The sequence below is a fragment of the Bacillus cereus group sp. MYBK15-3 genome (genome assembly GCF_051916765.1).
GTDB classification, from domain to species: Bacteria; Bacillota; Bacilli; order Bacillales; family Bacillaceae_G; genus Bacillus_A; species Bacillus_A cereus.
The window spans coordinates 1,070,986-1,096,921 of record NZ_JBQAHG010000001.1; the positions used below are offsets into that span (position 1 = coordinate 1,070,986).

The following is a 25,936-nucleotide window of genomic DNA, read 5'->3' on the forward strand; positions in this document are numbered from 1 at the left end:
CTAAAAAAATCAGATTAATGTATTACCTTCCTATTAAATAAAAAGCTGTTCGTTAACACGATGCTATATGACATATTAAAAAACACCTTGTCACATTTTCCTATACTGTGACAAGGTGTTTTTGACTGAAAGGAATTTGTAACTACTTAGTAGTATAATTATGAGGATAATTAAATAATAGACTTTTATACATAAGGAGATAAGACTATGGCAAAAAACAAATTACTACGAATGGACAATGTCAGCATCGTTGTAGAATCCCTTGATAACGCAATCTCTTTCTTTGAGGAGATTGGCTTGAATCTCGAAGGTCGAGCCAATGTCGAAGGTGAATGGGCTGGTCGCGTAACTGGACTCGGTTCTCAGTGCGTAGAGATCGCTATGATGGTCACTCCAGATGGCCACAGCCGAATTGAACTTTCGCGATTTCTCACCCCACCTACTATATCAGATCACCGAAATGCTCCTGTAAACGCCCTCGGTTATCTACGCGTCATGTTCACCGTTGAAGACATTGACGAAATGGTATCGAGACTCACTAAGCATGGTGCAGAGCTCGTTGGTGAAGTAGTTCAGTATGAGAACTCGTATCGTCTCTGCTACATTCGTGGAGTCGAAGGAATTTTAATCGGTTTAGCGGAAGAACTCGGTAATAAATAAGTAATGTTTTATAAAAAAGAGGGAATAGCTCTATATTTAAGCTATTCCCTCACTTCTATTAAAACAGATGAATGTTTTCTTTTTTACAAGCTGCACGTAAATCGTCAGGCCATACAGAAGATTGAACTTCACCGATATGAGCTTTACGTAAGAAGTACATGCACATTCTTGATTGTCCAATACCACCGCCGATTGTTAATGGTAGTACGTCTTCTAGTATACCTTTATGGAAATCATACTCACGTTTGAAGTCTTCACCAGTTTTCGTTAACTGCTCATCAAGTGATTTACTATCAACACGAATTCCCATTGATGATAATTCAAATGAAGATTGTAGTACTGGGTGCCAGAATAAAATGTCACCGTTTAATTTCCAATCGTCATAATCAGCTGCGCGTCCGTCGTGCTTTTCACCTGAACGAAGTGCATCACCAATTCCGATAATGAAGACTGCACCATGTTCTTTCGCAATTGCATGTTCACGATCTTTCGGTGTTAATTCTGGATATTTATCTTCTAATTCTTGAGAAGTAACGAAAACAATTTCTTCCGGTAAATACTTTCCAAGGAACGGATATTTTTCAAATAAGTGATCTTCTAAATCTTTGAATATTCCATAAATTGTTTGTACTGTTTTTTGTAAGTAATCGACAGTACGCCATTCTTTTTGAACGATTTTTTCCCAATCCCATTGGTCAACGTAAATGGAATGCGTTGCATCAAGTTCTTCATCACGACGAATCGCGTTCATGTTTGTATATAAACCTTCACCAGCTTCATATCCATATTCATGTAATGCAAATCGTTTCCATTTCGCTAGTGAATGAACAATTTCTAATTCTTCTCCTGAATGTAACATATCAAATTCAATTGGACGTTCTACACCGTTTAGGTGATCGTTTAATCCTGATTTTTTCGTTACGAATAATGGTGCAGATACGCGGAATAGTTCAAGGCGTTTTGCTAATTGGTCCTCGAAAAATGTTTTAACTTCCTTAATTGCAATTTGAGTCTCTCTTACTGTCATTAATGATTGATACATGGTGGTTTCCTCCTAAAATGTTTGGATGTTGTGAAAAGAAGCCAACAAAAAAAGCCCTTCTTTCCCAAAAAACTGGGACGAAAGGCTTTGGTTCCGCGGTACCACCCAAATTAGCAACAGAGGTTGCTCACTTATACAATACGGAGATGAAATATCTCGATACTGTTCTTCTTGTAACGGCGAAGTTCCCGGCTAAGTCTACTTTCCTATAAAGGATTTCGGTTAGCAACTCCAGGAGGTTCTTCATAATAGGCTTCGTATCAGGCTCACACCACCCCTGACTCGCTTAAACTACGTCCTACTACTACTCGTCCTTTCATAGTCGTTTTGTTGTCACATCTCTGAAACATTTTATTAATGATTATTCTATACAAAAAATAAAGAAAGTCAACAAAAAGTTTTAAAATATTTTTCAATTCTTTATTTTACGGCTTTATTGATTGTTGTTAATTTAACATCTTTACTTTTTCTGCCTCGTCAATCCAAAAAATGTTTCACTGACCGAAACTAACGTATACACAATAATTAATGTGATCGTTCGGAATATAGAATCCGCAGTATTTCTTATTATTTTCATTTTCTTTATAATTCCTTTCAGTTTACTTGCAATTTCATGATATACTATAGCATTCAAGCAGTTTATTTTTACTTAAAGCAATCATAGTCATTTATAAAGAGTATTTTCTAAATCATTGACTATTATCAAATAAGATTTTTAAATAACGGAGTGATCATATGAGTAAAACGAAGGCAAAACCGAAAAAAGGTGTAGGACAAGGTACAGGAAGTAAAGGATGGAACCGTTGGCAATCAAGTGCAAAGAAAAAGGCAGCTGCAAAGCCATACAAAAGTAAAGGTACAAAGAAGTAATTTAAATAACATTTGATTTCTTTACTTTGTACAAAACAAAATATAATTATTACAACAAAAAGCTATGCTTTCACATGTGAAAGCATAGCTTTTTCATATTAAATCATTAAAATATCTCGTATTTCTTCCTCCGTGATGGATGCTAATTTTTCTTCTCCCGGCTCAATCACTTCAGCAATTAAATTTTTCTTACTTTCTTGCAGTTCATGCATTTTCTCCTCAATTGTTCCCTGAGCTACTAGCTTTATAACTTGCACTGTATTTTTTTGTCCCATTCGATACGCTCTATCGGCCGCTTGTTGTTCAACAGCTGGATTCCACCATAAATCGTATAATATTACTGTATCTGCACCAGTTAAATTAAGTCCGGTACCACCAGCTTTTAAAGAAATGAGAAATAGATCTCCTTCTCCTTCGTTAAACCGATCGCACAGCTCTACACGTTCCTGCACTGGTGTACTCCCGTCTAAATAAAAGTATGGAATTGCTTGTCGATTTAACTCACGACCAATAATGGAAAGCATCTTCGTAAATTGAGAAAAAATTAATATTCTCTTCCCTGTACTTCTACATTCCTCTAAAATCTCTAACAGTTGTTCAAATTTAGCTGAACTTCCTTTGTAATCATCAACAAATAAAGCAGGATGACAACAAATTTGTCGCAATCTCGTTAAACCAGCTAAAATTCTAATTTTATTTTTACGTAACGTATCTTTGTCTAAATGCTTTAACGTTTCTTCCCTTAGCTTCGCTAAATAAGCAGCATAGAGACTCTTTTGATCGGGTAATAACTCCGATGATTGTAAGTGCTCTATTTTCTCTGGCAACTCATTTAATACGTCCCCTTTTAATCGTCTTAATACGAATGGTTTCACTCGCTTCGCTATATCTTCACGCCTTAAATCACCGAACTCTTTTCTTCCTGGTAATAATTCTGGGAAGACGACATGGAAGATAGACCATAGCTCTTCTAATGAATTTTCTACAGGTGTACCCGTTAGCCCAAAACGGTATTCAGCTTGAATTGTTTTCACAGCTCTTGCCGTTTGCGTTGTAGGGTTTTTAAACGCCTGCGCTTCATCAAGGAATAGTGTATGAAATGGTCTTGCATATAATCTTATATCTCTTCTCAGTAATGGATATGACGTAATTACGACATCAAATTCCGTTATATCTTTCAAAATTTTCCGGCGCTCTGCTTGGTTTCCATCTGCAATAACTGCTCTAATATGCGGGGCGAATTTTTTCAATTCACTAAACCAATTATAAACAAGAGATGATGGTGAAACGACTAATATAGGTAGTTTCTTTTCTCGAATCTCAGGCAAAACAGAATCTATAAAAGCAATGCTTTGCAACGTTTTTCCAAGTCCCATATCATCTGCTAAAATACCGCCAAAACGGTAATGAGCAAGTGTTTTCATCCATTCGAACCCATATACTTGATACTTTCTCATTTCTGCATTTAAAGTATTTGGCACAGCAAACTTTAATTTTTTCGGGTTTTGAATGTTTTCTACTAACTCTTGAACAGAATCATCTAAACTTAAAACATTGCCTTCATGAAGTCCGTTCATCCATTTTACACTCCGAATAAGTGGAACATTTACCTCTTCTCCATGTAAAAATTCTTTCCGAATACCTGATTCTTTTATAAACTGATTAATTTCATTAAACTCTTTACTCTCTAGCGATAAAAACGAACCGTTCGCCAATCGATAATATTTACGTTTCTCTTCAAGGGCCGCTAATACACCTTTAATTTCTGCTTCTGGTATTCCTTTTATATCAAAACGAAATGACAACCAATCAATTCTTTCTTTTCTTCTCACTGTAATAAGAGGAACTGCATCCCCTTTACTAATTCGCAATTTGATTGCTGTCGTCGCATAAATATCAACTAAACCTTTTAATGTTGGCACGACGTGATATAAAAAGTTATACTCAGCTTCTTCATTATGCATAAAGTAACCGCCTTCTGTTTTTGCAAAGGCACTTTCACTCATAATGTCTAAAATCTCTTTTTCCTTTTTCTCATCACGATTAAAAACAGACGGCTGTCCATCCTCTTCTAGCGGATTAATCATGACGTTCCCATAGTGAAATTCAAGCCCTGCTAATAAGCGACTTTTCACGCGGTCTAAATACAATTTCGCTTTTAGCGAAGGTGTTTCAACACGATCCGATATTACTTCATCAATGTGTACAGTTCCGAGCTTCATTAATCCTGGTACAACTTTCGCGACGAAATGTTCCATCTTACTTTCTGGAATATAAAACTGATTACTATTTGAGCGACTCATCATCTTTTGTAATTCAATAAGTCGCATACAATCTTCAATGTGTAAGTGATATAATTTCCCATCGTAAAGTGCATTGTTATACATATCCATAACTTGTACACGATTTAAACCATCTATATGAAGTGTAAATCCGCCATTATTTCCCTTCGTAAATTCAAAGTGTAACGGCAACAACCCTTTTGAAACTTGTAATCCCTGAAACAGTTGTTCATTTTGTTTCAGCTGTACATATTCAACTTTAGAAAGTGAAGAGAGCATATCTTTCCATGAAGCTGGTGGTATAAATATCATACTTTCATCTTGTTTCGCATGTACTTCTAGCGTATCTTCATACATTTTTTCGTTATGATACATTTTAATGAGCTGCTGAATAATCGCATCCGTTTCTTGTTTAAAACTATGTACATCTGGTGTATATGTAAATTCATTTGAACAATGAAAAGATTCCCTTTTCTCCACCTTAGAAAGAAATTCTCTAATATGATTTATGAAATACACTTTGGCAAGTTTCAATTGAATTCCAAGAAGAGCCCCACCACTTCTCGTAGCTACTGGTGTACATATAAACTCAATATCTAATATTTCACGTGTATCAAAACGGTGTTGTTTACTTTTTGGCCTCAGTGGTTTGTCTGCAAACAGCTGAAACATACCACTTGTCAATTGATCATTTCTGCTACTAGTGGAGCTCATTCTACCTGTTTGTTGATTATAGTTTATTTGTATTAATACTGCTGCAACATGTTGACAGTACGTTTGAAAAGACGCTAATGAAGGACAACTACATTTTGCAACAACATCACCCTTTTTGGCTTTTGCTACTGTAACATGGAAATCCTCGTTCCCTTTTACTGTCGCCTCACAAATTTCTTTATTTTCATCGTACTGATCTATTATCACTTTATTTGATTTATAATAGGCTTCACCTCTTTTATATGAGGTCTCTCCGCACACTTCTTTAATAATCGATTTATTCAATGTGAAACTCATTGCTTTGACACTTCCTTAATATAAAACCATTTTCTCTTACTTAACATTTTACATGCTCCACGAGAAAATATAAAATGTTGATTTAACAAAAGAAGATGCTTGTTTATAAGCATCTTCTTCACTCTATCTCCATCAACCTCTTCGCCTCAAAATACAACACTTGAATAAACTTTTTCGTATTAATTCGCGTATGACCAGAAGATGCGAGTTCATCTTTCGTCATTTCTGTCATCCGTTTTCTAACTACGGTAAAATCGAAAAATTTTGGAGCATAGCTTTCAAATTTTGGATTTGAAAAGTCTGTTAATCCTAAAGAAGCCAAATGATTTAACGACTGATAAATAGCTCGACGTACTCTTTGTTCAGACGCTTTTTTCTCTTTATCAATATCCGCCTCTAAAGCTAAATCCCCTAATTTTCTTATCGTAATATGATGGAAAATTTCTTTTAACGCAGGAAAGCCAAACTCAAATGTCTGTGCCTTTTCTTGACCATATAAATATTCCAGCATACTAAGTAAATCTTTACTTCCATTCTCTCCCGCAATACCGAGTTCTGATAGTAAAAAGCGCCCTAAATCCCCTATCTTTTTTCCTTCTTGCACTGGTTCAGTACGCAATTGCGGTTTTTCCCACTGAAACACGTTATTCAATGATTTTTGAATATCGTGTATAGAACGCTCCAATCTAATACGCTCCATCACTTTGCGTACAACAGATACAACTTCGATTTTATTTAATGGTTTTGTAATATAATATTCTACACCAAGTGTATATGCCTCACCTATAAGCTGCTTCGATTCCACTTGAGAAATCATAATGATTTTCCCCGTGAAAGTTGACGCAATGTGACGAACTGTTTCAATTCCGTCCCTCATCGGCATCAACAAATCAATAAATAAAATATCTACTTTTTTAAAATTTAGTTGATCCGCCTCAATAAAAGCTCCGTCATCCGCCTCACCAATTACTTCTCCAAGATCTCCATCTTCAATAATTTGCGAAAGCATCGAACGGAAAACTTCATCATCGTCTACGATATAATAAAACAAATCTATTCCCCTTCCCGCTTTAAACTACCCTCTGGTAAACAAACGATAAACTTACATCCTCTTTTATTTTCTCGGCCTTCTAATCTCACTTCTCCGCCTAGCTCTGTTACCATTTCATTTATGTAAGAAAGCCCAATACCAGTTGACGGTGTTCCCGTTTGATCATACTTAGAAGTAAATCCTGGCTTAAATACTAATTTCTTATATTTTTGTGCAATACCAGGTCCATCGTCAATTACTTCAAAAAATATATGTTGATCTCTTTTATATAGCTTAATAATAATGACACCTTTATCTTCAATTGCTTCAACTGCATTTGCAGCGAGGTTATTAAAAATTGATAGAACTGTATACACGTGGTATGCAGCATGCTCACCTTCTATATGTTTAGAAAAACGTATATCCTTTTCTAGCATTTCAGCATACTTCTCGTTTATTCTAACAATCATTTCTGCTAACTCATGTCCTTCTACATATTCAGCCACATTTTTATCTAATAACAGTTTAGATAATCCTGCAAATATCCTTTGATTATCCTTTTTTATTTCATGCACTTCCCCCGCTATTTTCAATGCTGTTTTACTACTTGAATCAGCGCTTACTTGTAAATTTCGATATAGTTGATATGCTTCTTGTGTAATTAACTCCGCATTTTGTAACGTCTTTTTCAAATGAACAGATTCCACATATAAATTAGAAAGATGCATTAACATATTTTCATTTTCTTTTCGAACTTGCGATTCTTTTAATTTCGTTTCATATAAATTCATCATATTTAAAAAACCAAGTGCAAAGAAACTACGAAAAATAGCAATAATGATGAGTTTATTTACTTCAGAAATCGTTATTGTTGTACCTAGTACTAACATGTGATAAAACGCAAGTTCTGACATACTTGCAACAATTTCAATTGAAATCCCAAGGCATCCAATAATGATTGGTTTCTGATGGAACTTATTTACCCTGCAAAGCGAAAAAAAACTGCCATAAATAAAATAATAGAAGAACACAGGATAACGCAAATAAAATGATTCTGTCATATGAAATGAACCTTGCATGATCCAGTCAAGACATACTCGGAATAAGACTACAGATATACCAACAAGAATACCTGCAACTCCTGCTGGTACTCTTCTTAAAAATAATAATAAAAAGAAGAATAGCGGTGTACCGAAGCTAACTCGAAACGTATCATTAAAGGGATGAAAGTTCAGCTCCCCAGCAATCGGAACAACGACCATTAATATAATTAAAAGGGACATATCTTTCTTCCATAATTGATTCCAATTCAAAGGTGACACTTCCTATACTTTTTTTCAGTAGTAAAAGCGAAAGCCCGCTTATTGTTATAAACGGGCTTTTTTTCTATATTCTAACCTTTTCTACCGCTTTTATTTGGCGATACTCTGGCTTCCACATTGCTTCTTTCACTGCCATCTTGATATCGTTATCACTTAAGTTCACTCTTGCAACACCTTCTGCAACTGCAACTTTAGCTACTTCAATTGCAACCATTTCTGAGATATTACGTAATTCTTCGACCTCTGGTAAAATAGGTGCTCCTGGCTGACTTGTATCTACCATACTTGCAACTGCCTCAGCAGCTGCTGCGAACATTCCATCCGTCATGACACTTGCTCGTACTACAATTGTTCCAAGACCAAGACCTGGGAAAATAAGTGCATTATTTGATTGTCCAATCACATACGTTACACCGTTATATGTAACTGGTTCAAATGGACTTCCTGTTGCAACTAACGCTCTTCCTTCTGTCCACTCGATTAAATCTGCTGGTTTTGCTTCAGCAAGTGGCGTCGGATTCGACATTGGTAAAATAATTGGTCTTTCTACGTGAGAAGCCATTTCTTTAATAATCTCTTCTTTAAATGCACCTGCAACAGTAGATGTACCAATTAAAATTGTCGGTTTTACATGTTTCACAACTTCAGCAAGTCCGATCACATCATTTTCTTTCCACTCACTTACTTCTGCTTCTTTTCTTGCGTACGGAATTTGGAAATCAAGAAGATCTTCCATATTATCTGTAACTAACCCGTTACGATCAATACACCAGAAACGCTTATATGATTCTTCTTCAGATACGCCTACGCGGACCATCGCATCTCTAACTTGATCTGCGATACCGATTCCAGCCGTACCAGCACCAAATACAACAACGCGGTGTTCACTTAGCGGTACACCAGAAGCTTTCACTGCCGATAATACTGCCGCAAGTGAAACTGCACCTGTACCTTGAATATCATCATTAAACGTACAAACATCATGACGATATTTATCTAAAATTTTTCGTGCGTTACGAGAGCTAAAGTCTTCCCAATGTAAAAGTGCTTTCGGGAATTGTTTGTTTACCGCTTGTACAAACGTATCAATAAATTCATCGTAAGCTTCACCTGTTATACGAGGGTGACGATTTCCAATATAAAATGGATTGTTTAATAACTCCTCACGGTTTGTACCTACATCTAAAATTACCGGTAATACACGACTAGGATCGATTCCAACTGCAGCAGTGTAAACAGCTAATTTTCCGATTGCGATGTTAATACCACCAACGCCCCAGTCACCAATTCCTAATATGCCTTCTCCATCTGTTACAACGACTAAATCAATGTTCTCAGCTGTTGCACCGATATTCGTGAATGCTTCTTCAATACCTGATGGATCGTTAATTGATAAATAAACACCACGTGGTTTACGATATTCATGACTATATCTTTGAATTGCTACACCGACAGTTGGTGTATATACAATCGGTAACATTTCACGTAAATGATCTGTTAATATACGATAAAATAATACTTCATTTCGATCATGTAACGCAGTTAAGTATACATTCTTTAATAAATCATCCGGCTGAGAACTAAATTGTTCGTATGCTCGGCGTGCCTGTTCTTCTAACGTTAAAACCGCTGGCGGTAATAACCCTTTTAAACCTAACTCTTCTCTTTCATTTTGTGTGAAAGCTACCCCTTTATTTAAAAGTGGTGTTGATAATACTTCTGCTCCTCTTAATGTTGTTTCTAATGCACCATTAGAAGCTACTGTAAACTTGCTCATAACATCCCTACCTCTATTCATATATAGCATTTCTATATTGTAAACAAAAAAGAGGGGATTGTCCCCCTCTTCTTTTAATTTTTCTTTAAAAGAGTTGCTCCTGCAATCCCTGGGTGTGTCATTTCGAATGGATCTAGAATTAACTCTAAGTCTTCTTGTGACAATACACCATTTTTCACACAAAGTTCTCGAACGGATTGGCCTGTTGCAATTGCTTCTTTCGCAACGCGAGCTGCTGCTTCATAACCGATATGAGGGTTCACGGCTGTAATAATTCCTACACTTTTCTCAACATACTCTTTTAAGCGATCTTCATTCGCTTCAATTCCTTTTAAGCAATTATCTGTAAAAGCACGGAAACCGTTATTCATAATGCTAATCGATTGCAGTAAGTTGAAAACAAGTACTGGTTCCATAACGTTTAATTCTAATTGTCCTGCTTCTGAAGCAAGGCAAATTGTATGATCATTACCTATTACTTGGAACGCAATTTGATTAATAACTTCTGGCATAACAGGGTTTACTTTCCCTGGCATAATAGATGAACCTGGTTGACGAGCTGGTAACATAATTTCCGCTAAGCCAACACGTGGACCTGATGCCATTAAGCGAAGGTCATTCGCAATTTTAGACATATTCATCATACATACTTTAAGCGCTGCAGATACTTCAGTATAAGCATCCGTATTTTGCGTCGCATCTACTAAATCTTCTGCACCAACAAGCGGTAATTCACTAATTGCAGCTAAATGTTTTACAACTGCTTCAATATATTCTGGATCTGCATTTAAGCCTGTACCAACTGCAGTTGCCCCCATATTTACTTCATATAAATGTTGACGCGATTGTTGAATTCGTTTCATATCACGTTCAAGTACACGAGAGTATGCTTTAAACTCTTGTCCAAGACGAATTGGCACCGCATCTTGTAAATGTGTACGACCCATTTTAATAACATGGTCAAACTGTTCTGCTTTTAATTCAAATACATCATGCATATAACCCATCGTTTGTAATAAGCCTTCTAATGCATTTAACGTTGCGATATGAATCGCCGTTGGGAATGCATCATTTGTTGATTGGGCCATATTTACATGACTATTTGGACTAATATAATGATAGTCTCCCTTTTCCATTCCTAATAATTCAAGAGCACGATTGGCAATGACTTCATTTGCATTCATGTTCATTGAAGTACCCGCTCCGCCTTGGATTGGATCTACGATGAAATGATCATGCCATTTTCCATCAAGAATTTCTTGAGCAGCTTCTGCGATCGCACCGCCCTTGTTTAATTCCAATCTTCCTACATCTGTATTCGCAAGCGCTGCAGCTTTTTTTACAATTGCGAACGCTTTAATTAAACCTTCATGGATTTTGTATCCTGTAATTGGGAAGTTTTCAACTGCACGCATTGTTTGTACGCCGTAGTATGCATAGTTTGGTACTTCTTTTTCACCTAAAAAATCTTTTTCAATTCGAACACCATTTTTAACTTCAGTTAATGTTGCCATGATTATTCACTCCTTAACGATTTCTTATGCTGCTTTTGTTTCTTTGACTGTTTCTACATATTGTTTTGCTTTCTCATTATCGAATTCGCCTTCCCACTTCGACATAACAATGGCCGCTAATGCATTTCCTAATACATTGACAGATGAGCGAATCATATCTAAAATGCGGTCAATTCCCGCAATTAATGCGATACCTTCTAGTGGTAACCCCATTGAACCTAACGTTGCTAATACAACAACGAACGATGCACCTGGAACTCCCGCCATACCTTTGGATGTTAACATGAGAACGAATAATAACGTTATTTGCTCCGTTAGTGACATGTGCACACCGTACATTTGTGCAACAAACAATGCCGCTAACGCTTGATAAATAGCTGATCCAGTCAAGTTAAATGTATAACCTGTCGGAATTACGAAAGAGGCAACTGCCTTTGGACAACCGAACTCTTCCATTTTTCTCATTATATTAGGTAAAACAGCTTCTGAACTTGCTGTCGTAAATGAAAGAATCAATTCTTCTTTTAAAATTTTTATTAATGTAAAAATGTTTACTCCAACCATTCGTGCATTAATACCTAATACAATCACAACGAATAGTATAACAGTTACGTATACAGCTAGCACTAGTTTTCCTAGCGGAAGTAGTGTTGCTACACCAAATTTTGCAACCGTAACGGCAATTAATGCGAATACACCAAATGGTGCAAATTTCATAACTTGATTTGTAACCCAAAACATGGCTTCGAGTACGCCTTCAAAAAAGTTAAAGACAGGCTTTCCTTTTTCCCCAATTGCCGCAACTCCTAAGCCGAATAATACTGAGAAGAATATAATCGGTAATAGGTCACCTTGTGCAATCGATTCAAATACGTTTTTCGGTACAATGTGAACAATTGTCTCAGCAAAACCTTTCTTCTCTGTTGCATCTGCAGTTTGTTTATAAGAAGAAATATCACTTTGCTGTAAATTACTCATATCAACACCAGTACCTGGTTGGAATATATTCGCTGCAAGTAATCCCATTAAAATAGCAATCGTCGTAATAATTTCGAAATAAAGAATTGTCTTACCACCCAGTTTCCCAAGCTTCTTCATATCTCCTACACCAGCTACTGCAACAATTAATGCTGAAATAACAATTGGTACTACAATCATCTTAATTAAGTGAATAAATATATCCCCAATTGGTGTGATATAAGAAATCGCCGTTTTATTGCCATAAAAGACTGCCCCTACTACAATCCCTAAAACAAGCGCGACAAAAATTTGTGTTGCCAATCCGAATTTTTTCATTTATGTTCATCCCCTTCATGCGAACGCTTTCAATTTGAATTTATAAAAGCTACTCACACATCTTATAAGCGAACCTACAAAATCATACAAAAACCTACAAGTTCGTCACAAAAAATTCAAATATTTTTCTTCTTTTTTTCATTGACACCATTTTGTTAAAAAACGATAAAATAAACTTGATAAGTAATCAGATTGTTTCGTATAATCAAAAAGATATATACTTAAAACAAATCAAAATGAAAAGGAGTGGATGTTATGAAAAACTATACAAAGCAATTCGTCCTATCTTCTTCTTTTCTTTTTCATTTTCTTAAAAAGGAACAAAGGCATTCGCCTTTGTTCCTTTTTTATTGCGATCTATATAGGGGGAATTGTTATGAGGCCATATAAACGTGTCTTAATTAAATTAAGCGGCGGTGCACTTGCCGATCAAACTGGAAATAGCTTTAACTCCAAACGATTAGAACATATCGCAAACGAAATTTTATCCATTGTTGATTTAGGTATCGAAGTATCCATCGTCATCGGTGGCGGTAACATTTTTAGGGGGCATCTAGCTGAAGAGTGGGGAATTGATCGCGTAGAAGCTGATAATATCGGTACACTAGGTACAATCATTAACAGCTTAATGCTTCGCGGTGTTTTAACAAGTAAAACAAATAGAGAAGTACGCGTTATGACGTCCATTCCATTTAATGCAGTAGCTGAACCATACATTCGCTTACGTGCAGCCCACCATTTAGATAACGGCTATATCGTTATCTTTGGAGGCGGAAACGGGCAACCGTTCGTGACAACAGATTATCCAAGTGTACAAAGAGCCATCGAAATGAATAGTGATGCCATATTAGTCGCAAAACAAGGTGTCGACGGTGTTTTTACAAGTGATCCAAAGCATAACAAATCAGCAAAAATGTACAGCAAACTAAACTATAATGATGTCGTTAGACAAAATATACAAGTCATGGATCAAGCGGCATTACTGCTTGCCCGGGACTACAATTTACCAGCACATGTCTTTAACTTTGATGAGCCTGGAGTGATGAAAAAAATATGTTTAGGTGAACATGTGGGGACGTTGATTAATGATGATGTTACGATGCTGGTGCATGAAAAATAATGATTTCCCACCAAAAAGGGTGCCTTTTGTAGGCACCCTTTCCTAATCCATCATCACAAATAGAACTCAACCAATCCCGCCACTTTCTCCTTACAACGCTCCCAAAAAGATAACTTTTCAAAAAACTCTTTCGTCATTTCTTTCGAATCATGAAAATCCTCTGTTAACGCCTTATTAACTTGTCCTACAATAGGACCACCATAAATATAAAAATTCATTTCATCATTTATATTGAAGCTACGCGAAGTAAAGTTTGTTGTACCAATAACGGTTAATTCATTATCAATAAGCATTAATTTGCCATGGAACATTCCTTTTTTATACCCATATACAGTAATCCCATTATTAACAGCTTGACGTATGTATGGATACGCCGCTTCTTTTATAAGAGGTAGATCTGGTTTATATGACCAAAGTATTTTTACTGTAACACCACGCTTTTGTGCTGCGATTAAAGCATTCATGGACTCTTTATTTTTTGCTATAAAATACGGCGTTGCAATTACAATGGAGTGCTGAGCTTGTTTTATGAGCTCTATATATTTTTCAGCAACGTAATGCCCATTGTAACTAGTCATAGTATGTAATGTATTCCCTTTACTAGCTTTATTCGTACTCCTCTTTATCTCTTCTTTCGTATCTCGTTTCCAATCTAAAGCGAATTGCTGTTCTAAATCTTTTGCTCCTTCTCCTTTAAGCCGTACATGATAATCACGCCAATATCCAAATCGCTTATCTTTCCCTAAGTACTCATCTCCTATATTAAATCCGCCTGTATAGCCAATATCCCCATCAATCGTCGTAATACGGCGATGATTACGATGGTGAAGTGAATAAAATCCGAATGGCAATGCAGGTTTTCTACTATATGTAAAATGCACACCACTTTCCCGCAATTCATTTATCATCTTTCTTTCAAATGATAAATCATTAATGCGATCAACTGATAAATAGACGTTTACTCCTTCTTTTGCTTTCTCTTTTAATAAGTTTAAAAAAGTATGACTACTTTTATCATCCGACAAAATGAAGAAGTAAGTGTAGATGGAGCTTTTGGCTTCTCTTATATCAGTAAATAATTGTTTATAAAAAGACTTCCCTTCTACATATAATTGAAAGTCACTATAATGAGGCGCATACTCTGTCGGCTTGTTTTTTCCAGCTTCCATTTTCCTACCTAAGGTAACATCGATATGCATACAAATTACAATAAAAACGAAAATAGCAATAATAATAGAAGTAACTCTTAATATTTTTTTAATCATTTTGGTTTCCTTCCAATCATATTCCTTACTATTTCGTAGTGTTTCATTTAAATATGTTTTCATACGAAATGTATTTCTTATTTTTATTGATACTAAACAGTTAAAGGAGATATGAATATGAGAAAAAGAAAAACTCCTATTGTTTTTATCCCAGGTCTTTTCGGTTCAATGAGCAATATTATTATTCCCGGCACTGGTAATTGGAGTTTTGGACTTTCTGCATTTGTTTACGAACCATTCATCATGATGCTAGAAAGTATGGGCTACGAACGAAATAAAAACTTGTTCATCTGTTTTTATGACTGGCGGCAGCGTATTGTTTTTTCTACACAAAAATATTTATTACAAACGATTGCTTATGCTAAAAAGATTACAGGTTGCGATAAACTAAATTTAATTTGTCATAGTATGGGCGGCCTTCTTGGACGTTCTTACGTTCAAAGTGACGAATATAAAAATGATGTGAATCAACTTATAATACTCTGCACACCAAACGCTGGATCTCCACCAAATTATAGTTATTGGACTGGAGGCAGTCTCCCTATCCATGCCTCTTCTAAAATAAATATCGTTCATTTTTATATGGAACAATATATTTGTTACTTAAGCATCTTACATAAAATGAATAAAGTTGAGGCGATACACATTTACTTTCCAGGATTACAAGATGTTATTCCTTGTAAAGATTACGGAAATTATTTATTTATAAAATCCGACTCTTCTATTACATTTCTTCCTTATAGTAAGATGAAAACGAAAAACCCTTTCCTCGATATATTAAATACAAATAGATTTATTATACAAAAAAGAAATATTGAAACGACACTCATTGCCGGAGATGGAGAGGAAACAACTCAATATTTACAAGTCGTCCCTTCACATTCCAAACTGAAATGGACAGACGGCAAAGTCGTCGGTGATTTACTTACAAAACATGGTGACGGTAACGCTGTTCTACATAGCGTTTTTCTTCTAGAGGGAAATAAATATGTTTTGCATGCTTCACATAACGAAGTGCTCTACAAAAGCATTCCTATACTACAAAAGATACTCTAAATTTCAAACAAAAAAGGTATGGCATTAAGCCACACCTTTTCACATTAAACAAAATTTCTCGCATCATTATTTCTTCCAAACTTATAAATAGCAATTAAGAAGAATGCAATTGCGAAAGCGAATAAAATTAAAATGTTTAAATACAACTCCGAGAATGGTATTCCCTGCTGTAGTTTTGATATCGTATCTAACAACCAGCGCTGCGGAAGAAAATTAGCTACTTTTTGTACTGCACTTGGCATAATGTCATATGGGAAATAACATCCAGCAAGTAAGCATGTTGGTACAATGATCATATTTTGCATCGCATTTGCCGATGCTGAGTTTTTCGAAAAAGCTACAAGGACTAATGATATTCCAATTGCGATTAATGCAAATAGCATTAGTACGCCCATCATCACTATGAAAGGCATATTGATATTCGTATGAAAAACATTCGTTAGGAATAGGATTGTAATCAAAATTTGTACTGTTAGTATTATCATATTTACTCCGACATTAGATAATATAAACTTCTTCCCATCTATCGGCGTTGATAATAGTCTAAAGTACGTTCTATTCTCTTTTTCTTTTAAAATATGACCTGATAAGTTCGCTGCTGAAAACAGCATAAACATAATAAGGTAACCCATCGTTTGATTTGTCATATCTTTATTTTTCGAAGTATCTTCTAGCGTCTCAGTTTTCATTTTAAATGAACTTTTTTGATACCCTGCGTACATATTGTCGAATGTGCTTTGATCTGTTCCTGCTATTTTACTAATAGCTGCTATATTATCAATATAATTATATAAATATGTTTTTATAAATCCTGTTACTTGATCACCTTTAATCGATGAAATTTCAATATGCTCTGGTTTCCCTTCTCGAACACTTTTTGAAAAACCAGAATCTAATGTAATAACTCCATCAAGTTTTTTGGAAGTGAGTTTATCTTCTACTTCAGACTCCTTAACCTTACTCACATTCACATGATTTAATCCTTCTAAAAACTTTATCGTATCATTTGCTATTGGCTCATTTTCTTTATTTACAATCCCGATATTTAACGTTCCTTGCCCTGCATTTCCGTATATCGAGAAGGAAATGAGCGTCCCTATTATCGGCAAGCTAATTATAATGAGTAAACTTTTTTTATTTTTCAAAAGCACAGATAACGTTTTTTGTATGAGCCATAAAATATCCTTCATACTATAGCCCCTCCCGTCTACGTAATGCAATAATTGCAATTAATAAAAAGAGTGCTGAAATTCCAAGGTTTAAAGAAATGACTGGTAGTGCTGCCCCTACATCATTTGCATAAATAATTTTCATAACAGCTGTATTTGCCCAAGTTAATGGCGATAAATTCGTAACGAAATTTTCTTCTACTACGAAATATGCACCTCCAAAAATAGAAGCTAATTGCACAACAACCATAATAATTGCCCTAGACGCTTCAGCTGTTTTCGTGATATATCCGATTCCTAAACCGAAGCTAATTGCTAGAAAGACTTGTGTTAATAAAATAAGAAATATGATTCCAAGATGGTCGCCCCAATTCGCTTGAAAAACAAATTTACTAAATAACATGACGAGTAATATACAGAGGGCATTTGCTACTAGGCTACCAAGTACTTTTCCAATGAATATTTCAGCTTTACTTATAGGTGCAGCAATGAGACGATCTCCTGTTTTACGTATTCGTTCTCCTCGAATTAAAGAACTCGCTCCCATCGCAGCATACAGTGCAATCATCGTTGTCATTACAACCGCATAGTAATCCATAGAACCTGGTTTTTTCGCAGCTTGTAAAGATGTTTCTTTTATATAATCATTATGATTTCCATTTGAAATAACTGCGCTCACCTTACTAGGATCAACTTTTGCAACTTCGACCGCTACATTGTACTTATCAACAAATGTTGTAAGCATGCCTTCCACAATACTTCCCTCAATACTACTTTTGTCACTTCCGTAAAATTTTGCACCATCTTTATTTAACTCTACATAAGCAGCATATTTATTTTGCTTCACTTCTTCTTTCCCATCTATACTGCCGGAAGCTTTTTTAAAATGAATACCCGATTTATCAACTTCTTTCGTAAATGCTGCAAACGATTGAGAAAGTGTACTACTCGCTTCATCTTTATATAGCACTTGTATATCCTTAATCGATTGACTATCACTATTAAATGCATTCGTTAACGCTGTTCCTAATACAAGCATAAGAACAATCGGAAATGCTAACATAAAAACTAAAGTTCTTACGTCTCTGAAATCTCTTTTAATATGCATAACTGCAATATTGAAGATGTTCAATTGATGAACCTCCCTTTACCTTTTCTTCATTTTCATTTTATTTATCGCGTAAGTTTCGTCCAGTCAACGTAAGGAATACTGTTTCTAAGTTCGGAGCCTGCTCCTCTAACGAGCGGATTTCAATATCATGATTAATGAAGTGCTGAATAATTTTATTTAAATTGTTTACTCCTGCATCCGAGTTTACTTTAATTACGTTCTCTTCAATTTGAACAGCTTTCACACCGTTTATCTCTTTTAACTGTTCTACATCTAAATTTTCCACTGACTTCACTTCAACCCAAATATCTTTCGTATCAGTAATAATCGCTTTTAACTGTTCTTTCGTACCTTCTGCAATCACTTTACCGTGATCTACAATTGCTATTTTCGTACAAATCTCTTCTACTTCTTCCATGTAGTGGCTCGTGTAAATAATGGTACTCCCCATTTCATTTAATTTTCGAACAGACTGGAGAATATAATTTCTTGACTGTGGATCAATTCCCACTGTCGGCTCATCCATAATAATTAACTTCGGTCTATGAGCGATCGCACAAGCGATATTCAGTCTTCGTTTCATCCCGCCAGAAAAGTTTTTCGGATAACTTTTATGTTTATCGCTAAGCCCCACAAATTGCAGTGCTTCCTCCACTCTCGCTTTTAGCTCAACTCCTCTTAATCCGTACAACCCAGCAAAGAATTTCACATTTTCATAGGCAGTTAACTCTTCATAAATCGCAATATCTTGCGGAACGATACCGATATTCATCTTCGCAAATCGGTTATGTTTCTTTATATTTTTTCCTAGTATGCTAATTTCGCCTTCATTACTTCTTAACAAACCAGCAATCATATTAATCGTTGTACTCTTACCAGCACCATTCGATCCTAAAAAGCCAAATATTTCTCCTTCTTTAATAGATAAAGACATATTATCAACTGCGATGAAATCACCAAATTTTTTCGTTAAATTTTTAATTTCTAATGTATTCATCATTTCACCCCTATTTCGGTTTCTCTGCTTTTAGTATAAACAAAAAGAATGAACCTGCTCAGTGCAGAAGTTCATTCTTTTCACATGAGATTATTCACTTTTTTCATATGAGATGATTCATCCTCATATCGGCAACAACATTGTTACTGCAAAACCACTTGTTCCATCTACAATAATTTTTCCGTTTACTGACGCTGTTCGCTCCTCCATCCCCATAATCCCGAGACCTTTCTTAACGAGAACCGCACCTTTTCCGTTATCCTTCACTTGTACTTTCACCATCTTGTTAAGTACATGAATATCAATTGAGATGACTGTCGCATCAGCATACTTCATCGCGTTCGTTAATGCCTCCATAACATTTTCACCAATAATTTTCCACTGTATCGGAGAAATCATATCTAAGTTCCCTTTATAAACGAAAGGAATATTCACATCATTCTTACCGGCAAATTCCTCTATGAATAATTTCATACGATGAATACCAATTTGCTCAGTTGGTGGCTTCATATTTTTCAATGTAATGCGAATACTTTCAATTCCATCTTTTGAAATGTGAATTGCATTTTGTAATAACTCCGCAGATTTTTCTTTATCTATTTCCATTAACCTCTTTGCTGCCTCCATTTGAATTAGTGCACCCGTCATTGAGTGGCCAATTTTATCATGAATTTCTTGTGATAACCGATTTCTCTCTTCTAGCTTAAATGTGTATTCAGATTGTCTTATGTACTCTTTATTTTCATGTAAGCTTTTCGTAAGTCGTTGCATATCTTTTCGCATCTTATCATTTTGCGATTCAAGCTTTACTACACGCGATATATATCGATCTGCAATTGTTAAAACGAGAAAAGAAAATGCAACAATCAATCCATAAGTCATTCGAATACTTTCATCTGCAATCGTAATTGGGAGCATCATAACGACAAAGCGTGGCCAATTCTTTTCTATGTAATAGAATGTAATTTCGTATAAGTTCAAAGGTAAAAACAAAATAAAAAATGGATGAACCCTCCATGTAAATAACATAACTACGCCAATGGACATACAGATTAATATTTTTTTATACGTATCTTTTTTAAATATAGAAATCATTACGTTTACAGAGAGGTAAATAAGTAAAGTAAATATAACCCACGGTAAATTTGCTATATTTGCGTAAATATAACTAAACACAATATATAAAAAGACAATTAATTTACTTACAGTTAACCAAAATTCCATATCATTAATCTACTTTCCCTGTTAAGTAATAAATCGCAATTTGTGTGCGATGTTCAAGTCCAGTTTTCCCTAAAACTGACGTAATATAATTTGCAATTGTTCCCTCAGATATAAAAAGCTGTTTCGAAATTTCTTTATTTGAGAAACCTTTTGCAATTAATGCAATAATACTAAGCTCCCTTTCTGTGAAAAGGCTCTTATCAATTTTACATTCTTCCTCTTTATTTTCCATTAAATTAGACTTAATTTTATCGAGAATAACATCTTGCATAACAGTTTGACCGTTATAAACCCCTTTTATCGCATCACGAATACGCTCCGGATCGTTATTTTTTAATAAATAACCTTTCGCTCCATTTTTTACTGCATCCAAAATATATTCATCATCATCAAACGTCGTTAAAATAAGCGGTTTTGTTTTCGTCTCTTCACAAATGAACTTCGTCGCCTCTACACCGTTCATATTTGGCATACGAACATCTAAAAGAGCAATATCAACTTCATGCTTTTTACAATACGCTACAGCTTCTTCCCCATCATTTACAGTATCTACTACCTCAAACTCTTCGTATGTATTTAAAATAATTTTCATGCCTTCTCTAATAAAAGAGTTATCATCTGCTATTAATATTTTAATTTTCATGTTTGTTAGTATGGACCTTTCCCTACTAACATTCACATCCTTTCTCCGTGTAACATTTCCTACTTGCTCATTATATACTTCTCTTTACCATTTTTTCACACCTTTTTTCATCTAGCTCTCCCGCAAAAAATATATTATTCTTTTTTTACAAAATGTGTAGGGTGACTTATCATTCTTTACGTCTATATAATAGAATGCGTCAAAAAGGAGGGAGAGACCGATTGAGGAAAAACAATTAATTGAAAAAGCACAGCAAGGAAGCGAGCATGCTTTTCGTATCCTTGTACAAACATATCGTCATTATATTTTTCAAGTTATCTTTTCTATTTTAAGACATGAAGAAGATTCGAAAGATGTTACACAAGAAGTATTCGTAAAAATTCACACCTCTCTCCCAAATTATCAATTTCGCGGATTAAAAACGTGGATGGCACGTATTGCCACCAATCACGCTATTGATTATAAGAGAAAGAAAGCTAGAGAAAGTGAAGAACTCTCCTTATGTAAAGAAGCTGAGGAAAATATACAGTCCTCTCATAATATTGAGGCTTTATTATTGACGAAAGAGCAAAAATTACTCATTGCTCAAAAACTGAGAGAACTTCCCGAAAATTACCGTGACGTCGTTCTCGCACATTACTTAGAAGAAAAGAGCTATCAAGAAATTGCTTTACAGGAAAACATCGAAGTAAAAACAGTCGAAATGAAACTGTATCGAGCACGAAAATGGATTAAAAAACATTGGAAGGAGGAAGAGTTTCTATGATGCATTATTCAAAAGAAGATTGGCGCAATTATACATTAGATTTTATAGAAAGCAATGAACGTGAATCTATGGAAGAACATCTTTATGAATGTGATCATTGTTTAGCACTTTATATGGAAAGTATTGATGAACAACATGAAAACCTTCCAATGATAAATGATGATTCATTTACGAACGAAGTTATGACGCAAATTAATTTTGAAACACTACAGTCTAATGAAAATATAAAAACAACCTCACTAAAGCGCACGATCATTCATTACATAATTGCGACTGCGGCTACAATTATTTTTATGGTAAGTGGTTTATTTCAGTATATTTTTACAGCGACATCAAATTTAGAGAAATCTTCAAAACATAACGAGTCTTCTATTTCACAACAAATTGTAAACAAATCGGTAGACACATCGAAAAAGGACGGAGGTTCAAAGCATGAATAAAAATCCCTTTTTAGCACTTGTATTAGGGCTAATTCCTGGGCTTGGACATTTATACTTAAAAAAGCTAGGACGGTTTATTTTATATAGCGGAGGATCACTATTTCTATTCTCCTTTGCAGTATTTTGTACCATAGTAGTAAGAGAACGTGATATTGCTTTTCTTTCTCTATTTTTACTAGCTGTTCTATGGGTAATTAACTTACTAGATTTAGTTATCACCATTATAAACCAAACGAAAAAGCAAGAAGCTGGAGAAGTGATAAATTCCTCTAAAGAGAGCGAACGATTTTATATCATTCTCTTATCCATCATCCCTGGACTTGGCCATTTCCAATTAGGACTTATGCAACGCGGACTTACATTTTTAGTAGCTTGCACAGGAATCGGAAGTATGATCATTTTCGTTGCACTTTTAACATCGCAAGAAAGTTTTCTTATCTTCCTTATTACGTTACCTGTTTTATGGATTTATAATTTCTTTGACGTTGTTCAGCAACTACAGAAAAAAGAACGTGGCGAGCAATTAATTGACCGTACTATTTTCGAAGATTTTGAAGAACATCGAGAGCAGGGAAAGAAAAGTAAAACATTTGCTTCTATTTTAGCGATGTTCCCTGGAGCAGGTCATATGTATTTAGGCTTACAACGCCGTGGTCTTCAGCTTATGGCAGCCTTCTTACTATCTATTTATTTACTCGACTTATTAAGACTTTCTGCGTTTTTATTTTTAGTACCAATCATTTGGTTCTATAGCTTTTTTGATGCGTTACAGCAAACAGCAAAATACGGAAAAGAACGAGTTCAAGACGAACCCATTATCGATTATTTTATAAATCATCAAAGATGGATCGGTATCGGATTAATTACACTCGGTGGTTATTATTTATTAAATCAAACAGTCCTTCCTATTTTGAATGATTATTTTGTAACTATATTTAATATTCATCTTAGTGAACTATATTATCGCTATTTCCAAACATCTATCGTTGCGCTCCTTTTAATTGGCGGCGGCTTTAAATTGTTACTTGGAAATAAAGAAAACAAAGGTGGGACAAGCGAATGAGGACTTGGCGTGTTGGAACATTCTCAATGGGGCTTTCTATTATATCGTTAGGATGCTTTTTACTATTTTCAGTCGTAAAAGGAATTCAAGTATTAGATACACTAACTGCATGGTGGCCAGTTTTACTCATCATACTTGGAGCCGAAGTTTTACTATACCTTCTATTTTCTAAGAAGGAACAATCATTTATTAAATATGATATTTTTAGTATTTTCTTTATCGGCGTTTTAGGAAGCGTCGGAATTGCTTTTTACTGTTTATTATCAACTGGATTACTAGAAGAAGTTCGTCACTCTATTAACACAACGAGGCAAACGAGTAATATTCCAGACGGACAATTTGATATACCTGAATCTATCAAAAAAATCGTAGTAGATGCAGGACATCAGCCTCTAACGATAGAGGGAAATAATACAAATCAAATTCATCTTTTGGGAACTTATGAAATGACAACGAAAGCAAATGAAAAACTCAATTTAAAACGAGATGATTTCCTTTCAGTTCAAACGACTGGAGAAACGATGTATATCACTTTAAAATCTTTACCTGTTCAGCATACATTATTTAATTCAGCACCACAGGTGAAACCAACGCTTGTTCTTCCGCAAAATAAAAATGTGGAAATCCGTGCTTCAAATAACGAACTATCTCTTTATCCAGGTCAATTACAAAATAATTGGTTTGTACAGGAAAGCTCAAGAGTGTCTGTCCATCTTGCAAAAGAAAGTGATGTATCTTTAACAGCAGTAACGAATCAAAAAGAAACCCATGGAAGTACACCTTGGGAACAAGTAGAAGATTTAACGAAAAACGAAAATACTTCTTCAGAAGAACATCCAGAATTAAACAACCAAGAACATTGGTATAAAAATTCGATTAAAACTGGAAATGGGACGTACAAGTTAAATATTGAGAAAGCTTATAATTTGAATATGAGTGTTCTCGAAAAATAAAAAACCTTCCGCAATTGCGGAAGGTTTTTCTCATATAATCGCTTTAATTCCTTCTAACACTAATCCAATCATAAATCCGCAAACCGCCCCGTTCACTCGGATCCACTGTAAATCTTTACCGACGTTATTTTCAATCATTTCGATTAACGTCTTATCATCTAACTTATCAAGGTTTTCTTGTACAAGCTTACCAATTTTCGAATGGTTCTTCTCAACAAGACTTACAACTTGTTTTTGTAACCAATCTTCTATTTTTTGAACTGTCTGTTCATCTTCTTTTATTTTATTCATTTGTTTTTGTAAAAATGGAATAACATATTTATCAGCAAATTCTTCATTATTTACAAAAGCAACTGCTCTTTGTTGTACTTGCTCCAGCATCTCTTTTATTTTGTCAGTAGCATCCCAATTGGCAATCCATTTTTCTTTCCAATTTTCTAATTCTTGTAGTAACGCTTCATTTTCTTTTACATTTATAATTTCTTGACGAATTTTCGATAAAATAAGTTGTCTCGTACTATTATCTGCATCTTGTAAGCTGTTAATATTGCTAATAATAAATTTCTGCAAAATGCCGCCAATTTTATCTTCATCTACAATATTCATAAACGATTTCAATGTAAACTGTAAAAATCCATCTACTTTTATATTTTCCATCGCCTTCATACCTAAGCTTCCGAGCTGGTATCGAGCTTCATCTTGCGCTGTCCATTCTTTCACTTTTACTAGTATGTAATCAAGTGTCTTTTCATCATATTCTTGTACTACTAATTGATCAACAAGCACTTGTAAAATGTTATTTGTATTAATTGTATGTAAATACGTCTTTAATTCTTTTTCAATAATAACCGCTAATTTTTCCGTATCGATTGAAACAATCGCTTTCTCAGCAATCGTTACAATGCCTTTTTTCACAGCATCAGACTGCATTTCTCTCTCAGCAATTTGCAGTACCATTTGTGCTAACTGCATCTCTTTTACTTTATTCGTAATACTTTCTTTCGTCAGCCATTCATTTTCTAACGTATTGATGAGCCCTTTCGTTACTCGTTTACGGTTTTTAGGTAACAAAGCTGTATGCGGAATTGGTATTCCCATCGGGTGACGGAATAAAGCAGTAACCGCGAACCAATCTGCAAGCCCGCCAACCAATCCAGCTTCAAATCCCCCTTGTATAATCTCTCCTGCTACCGTTCCTTGAAAAGGGATAGAAGCCGCAAAGCCGACACCCATAACCCCAAGCGAAATACCCGCTATATATTTAGTCTGTAATGACATCGTATACACATCCTCTTATTATGTAAAATAAAGCTTTTTTGTTGTAT

Annotated in this window: 22 protein-coding genes and 1 other annotated feature; of the genes, 8 read left to right on the plus strand and 14 right to left on the minus strand. The window is 35.0% G+C overall.

The features are described from left to right. Positions 1 to 207 precede the first annotated feature (207 nt). On the plus strand, positions 208 to 660 hold the full coding sequence (locus ACTFR8_RS05420; RefSeq protein WP_001107260.1) for a VOC family protein: 453 nt from the start codon (positions 208 to 210) through the stop codon (positions 658 to 660). A gap of 58 nt (positions 661 to 718) precedes the next feature. On the opposite strand, the gene asnA is transcribed toward ACTFR8_RS05420, so the two are convergent. Next, a complete protein-coding gene (asnA, locus tag ACTFR8_RS05425) occupies positions 719 to 1,702 on the minus strand; it encodes an aspartate--ammonia ligase (protein WP_000284914.1) in 984 nt (327 codons plus the stop codon). Positions 1,703 to 1,772: 70 nt separating this feature from the next. Then, positions 1,773 to 2,031: a binding site (T-box leader), on the minus strand. A gap of 406 nt (positions 2,032 to 2,437) precedes the next feature. Here asnA and ACTFR8_RS05430 point away from each other — a divergent pair. Continuing rightward, positions 2,438 to 2,572: a DUF3934 domain-containing protein gene (locus ACTFR8_RS05430; protein ID WP_000047588.1), complete on the plus strand. Its 135-nt coding sequence runs from the start codon at positions 2,438 to 2,440 to the stop codon at positions 2,570 to 2,572. Between the two features lie 98 nt (positions 2,573 to 2,670). Here the strand turns inward: ACTFR8_RS05430 and ACTFR8_RS05435 are convergent, their stop codons facing one another. The 6 genes from ACTFR8_RS05435 to ACTFR8_RS05460 form a co-directional block, all read right to left on the minus strand. After that, complete coding sequence (locus ACTFR8_RS05435; protein WP_000011053.1) at positions 2,671 to 5,865, minus strand: DEAD/DEAH box helicase; 3,195 nt, start codon at positions 5,863 to 5,865, stop codon at positions 2,671 to 2,673. Between the two features lie 118 nt (positions 5,866 to 5,983). Beyond that, positions 5,984 to 6,916, minus strand: a complete 933-nt coding sequence (locus tag ACTFR8_RS05440; protein ID WP_000500302.1) for a response regulator — start codon at positions 6,914 to 6,916, stop codon at positions 5,984 to 5,986. A gap of 2 nt (positions 6,917 to 6,918) precedes the next feature. Next, a complete protein-coding gene (locus ACTFR8_RS05445) occupies positions 6,919 to 8,217 on the minus strand; it encodes a sensor histidine kinase (protein ID WP_002004878.1) in 1,299 nt (432 codons plus the stop codon). 64 nt (positions 8,218 to 8,281) lie between these two features. Beyond that, a complete protein-coding gene (malS, locus tag ACTFR8_RS05450; RefSeq protein WP_016109742.1) occupies positions 8,282 to 9,994 on the minus strand; it encodes an oxaloacetate-decarboxylating malate dehydrogenase in 1,713 nt (570 codons plus the stop codon). Between the two features lie 74 nt (positions 9,995 to 10,068). After that, a complete protein-coding gene (aspA, locus tag ACTFR8_RS05455) occupies positions 10,069 to 11,508 on the minus strand; it encodes an aspartate ammonia-lyase (RefSeq protein WP_000224178.1) in 1,440 nt (479 codons plus the stop codon). Between the two features lie 24 nt (positions 11,509 to 11,532). Then, positions 11,533 to 12,804 carry a cation:dicarboxylate symporter family transporter gene (locus tag ACTFR8_RS05460; RefSeq protein ID WP_000713291.1) on the minus strand — a complete coding sequence of 424 codons (1,272 nt, stop codon included), beginning with the start codon at positions 12,802 to 12,804 and terminating at the stop codon, positions 11,533 to 11,535. 376 nt (positions 12,805 to 13,180) lie between these two features. Here ACTFR8_RS05460 and pyrH point away from each other — a divergent pair, with 376 nt between their 5' ends. Continuing rightward, entirely contained in the window at positions 13,181 to 13,924 is a 744-nt protein-coding gene (pyrH, locus tag ACTFR8_RS05465; RefSeq protein ID WP_001248058.1) for a UMP kinase, read from the plus strand. A 53-nt stretch (positions 13,925 to 13,977) separates the two neighbouring features. On the opposite strand, the gene cls is transcribed toward pyrH, so the two are convergent. Further along, a complete protein-coding gene (gene cls, locus ACTFR8_RS05470; RefSeq protein ID WP_000591929.1) occupies positions 13,978 to 15,189 on the minus strand; it encodes a cardiolipin synthase in 1,212 nt (403 codons plus the stop codon). Between the two features lie 117 nt (positions 15,190 to 15,306). Between cls and ACTFR8_RS05475 the strand changes: the two genes are divergently transcribed. After that, positions 15,307 to 16,245: an esterase/lipase family protein gene (locus ACTFR8_RS05475; RefSeq protein ID WP_053514155.1), complete on the plus strand. Its 939-nt coding sequence runs from the start codon at positions 15,307 to 15,309 to the stop codon at positions 16,243 to 16,245. 44 nt (positions 16,246 to 16,289) lie between these two features. Here the strand turns inward: ACTFR8_RS05475 and ACTFR8_RS05480 are convergent, their stop codons facing one another. The 5 genes from ACTFR8_RS05480 to ACTFR8_RS05500 form a co-directional block, all read right to left on the minus strand. Next, the gene (locus ACTFR8_RS05480; RefSeq protein ID WP_000651882.1) at positions 16,290 to 17,435 is read right to left on the minus strand and encodes an ABC transporter permease; all 1,146 of its coding nucleotides are present in this window, start codon (positions 17,433 to 17,435) and stop codon (positions 16,290 to 16,292) included. A 1-nt stretch (position 17,436) separates the two neighbouring features. Next, positions 17,437 to 18,546 carry an ABC transporter permease gene (locus ACTFR8_RS05485; protein WP_001020188.1) on the minus strand — a complete coding sequence of 370 codons (1,110 nt, stop codon included), beginning with the start codon at positions 18,544 to 18,546 and terminating at the stop codon, positions 17,437 to 17,439. Between the two features lie 37 nt (positions 18,547 to 18,583). Beyond that, positions 18,584 to 19,522 (minus strand): ABC transporter ATP-binding protein, encoded by a 939-nt coding sequence (locus ACTFR8_RS05490; protein WP_001093831.1) that lies wholly within the window; start codon positions 19,520 to 19,522, stop codon positions 18,584 to 18,586. A 123-nt stretch (positions 19,523 to 19,645) separates the two neighbouring features. Next, complete coding sequence (locus tag ACTFR8_RS05495; protein WP_000397677.1) at positions 19,646 to 20,746, minus strand: sensor histidine kinase; 1,101 nt, start codon at positions 20,744 to 20,746, stop codon at positions 19,646 to 19,648. Between the two features lie 4 nt (positions 20,747 to 20,750). Further along, positions 20,751 to 21,389, minus strand: a complete 639-nt coding sequence (locus ACTFR8_RS05500) for a response regulator transcription factor (protein WP_002004836.1) — start codon at positions 21,387 to 21,389, stop codon at positions 20,751 to 20,753. A gap of 277 nt (positions 21,390 to 21,666) precedes the next feature. Between ACTFR8_RS05500 and ACTFR8_RS05505 the strand changes: the two genes are divergently transcribed. From ACTFR8_RS05505 to exsE, 4 genes are read left to right on the plus strand one after another with little or no spacing between them, the layout of a single operon-like run. Beyond that, complete coding sequence (locus tag ACTFR8_RS05505; RefSeq protein ID WP_071686419.1) at positions 21,667 to 22,155, plus strand: RNA polymerase sigma factor; 489 nt, start codon at positions 21,667 to 21,669, stop codon at positions 22,153 to 22,155. After that, positions 22,152 to 22,595 carry a hypothetical protein gene (locus ACTFR8_RS05510; protein ID WP_000972351.1) on the plus strand — a complete coding sequence of 148 codons (444 nt, stop codon included), beginning with the start codon at positions 22,152 to 22,154 and terminating at the stop codon, positions 22,593 to 22,595. The genes ACTFR8_RS05505 and ACTFR8_RS05510 overlap by 4 nt, the downstream gene beginning before the upstream one ends. Beyond that, complete coding sequence (locus ACTFR8_RS05515; RefSeq protein WP_001039124.1) at positions 22,588 to 23,658, plus strand: hypothetical protein; 1,071 nt, start codon at positions 22,588 to 22,590, stop codon at positions 23,656 to 23,658. Before ACTFR8_RS05510 ends, ACTFR8_RS05515 begins: the two co-directional genes overlap by 8 nt. Next, positions 23,655 to 24,611 (plus strand): exosporium protein ExsE, encoded by a 957-nt coding sequence (gene exsE / locus ACTFR8_RS05520; RefSeq protein ID WP_001261431.1) that lies wholly within the window; start codon positions 23,655 to 23,657, stop codon positions 24,609 to 24,611. Before ACTFR8_RS05515 ends, exsE begins: the two co-directional genes overlap by 4 nt. A 30-nt stretch (positions 24,612 to 24,641) precedes the next feature. Here the strand turns inward: exsE and ACTFR8_RS05525 are convergent, their stop codons facing one another. After that, positions 24,642 to 25,889 (minus strand): DUF445 domain-containing protein, encoded by a 1,248-nt coding sequence (locus ACTFR8_RS05525; protein WP_000058319.1) that lies wholly within the window; start codon positions 25,887 to 25,889, stop codon positions 24,642 to 24,644. Positions 25,890 to 25,936: the final 47 nt, after the last annotated feature.

What these genes read in the sequence shown, in the direction of transcription:
- ACTFR8_RS05430 (WP_000047588.1), top strand. Translation starts at nt 2,438, where the DNA reads ATGAGTAAAACGAAGGCAAAACCGAAAAAAGGTGTAGGACAAGGTACA.
- asnA (WP_000284914.1), bottom strand. Translation starts at nt 1,702, where the DNA reads ATGTATCAATCATTAATGACAGTAAGAGAGACTCAAATTGCAATTAAG.
- ACTFR8_RS05460 (WP_000713291.1), bottom strand. Translation starts at nt 12,804, where the DNA reads ATGAAAAAATTCGGATTGGCAACACAAATTTTTGTCGCGCTTGTTTTA.
- ACTFR8_RS05480 (WP_000651882.1), bottom strand. Translation starts at nt 17,435, where the DNA reads ATGAAGGATATTTTATGGCTCATACAAAAAACGTTATCTGTGCTTTTG.
- malS (WP_016109742.1), bottom strand. Translation starts at nt 9,994, where the DNA reads ATGAGCAAGTTTACAGTAGCTTCTAATGGTGCATTAGAAACAACATTA.
- exsE (WP_001261431.1), top strand. Translation starts at nt 23,655, where the DNA reads ATGAGGACTTGGCGTGTTGGAACATTCTCAATGGGGCTTTCTATTATA.
- aspA (WP_000224178.1), bottom strand. Translation starts at nt 11,508, where the DNA reads ATGGCAACATTAACTGAAGTTAAAAATGGTGTTCGAATTGAAAAAGAT.
- ACTFR8_RS05420 (WP_001107260.1), top strand. Translation starts at nt 208, where the DNA reads ATGGCAAAAAACAAATTACTACGAATGGACAATGTCAGCATCGTTGTA.
- ACTFR8_RS05435 (WP_000011053.1), bottom strand. Translation starts at nt 5,865, where the DNA reads ATGAGTTTCACATTGAATAAATCGATTATTAAAGAAGTGTGCGGAGAG.
- ACTFR8_RS05500 (WP_002004836.1), bottom strand. Translation starts at nt 21,389, where the DNA reads ATGAAAATTAAAATATTAATAGCAGATGATAACTCTTTTATTAGAGAA.
- ACTFR8_RS05475 (WP_053514155.1), top strand. Translation starts at nt 15,307, where the DNA reads ATGAGAAAAAGAAAAACTCCTATTGTTTTTATCCCAGGTCTTTTCGGT.
- ACTFR8_RS05525 (WP_000058319.1), bottom strand. Translation starts at nt 25,889, where the DNA reads ATGTCATTACAGACTAAATATATAGCGGGTATTTCGCTTGGGGTTATG.
- ACTFR8_RS05515 (WP_001039124.1), top strand. Translation starts at nt 22,588, where the DNA reads ATGAATAAAAATCCCTTTTTAGCACTTGTATTAGGGCTAATTCCTGGG.
- pyrH (WP_001248058.1), top strand. Translation starts at nt 13,181, where the DNA reads ATGAGGCCATATAAACGTGTCTTAATTAAATTAAGCGGCGGTGCACTT.
- ACTFR8_RS05510 (WP_000972351.1), top strand. Translation starts at nt 22,152, where the DNA reads ATGATGCATTATTCAAAAGAAGATTGGCGCAATTATACATTAGATTTT.
- ACTFR8_RS05490 (WP_001093831.1), bottom strand. Translation starts at nt 19,522, where the DNA reads ATGAATACATTAGAAATTAAAAATTTAACGAAAAAATTTGGTGATTTC.
- cls (WP_000591929.1), bottom strand. Translation starts at nt 15,189, where the DNA reads ATGATTAAAAAAATATTAAGAGTTACTTCTATTATTATTGCTATTTTC.
- ACTFR8_RS05495 (WP_000397677.1), bottom strand. Translation starts at nt 20,746, where the DNA reads ATGGAATTTTGGTTAACTGTAAGTAAATTAATTGTCTTTTTATATATT.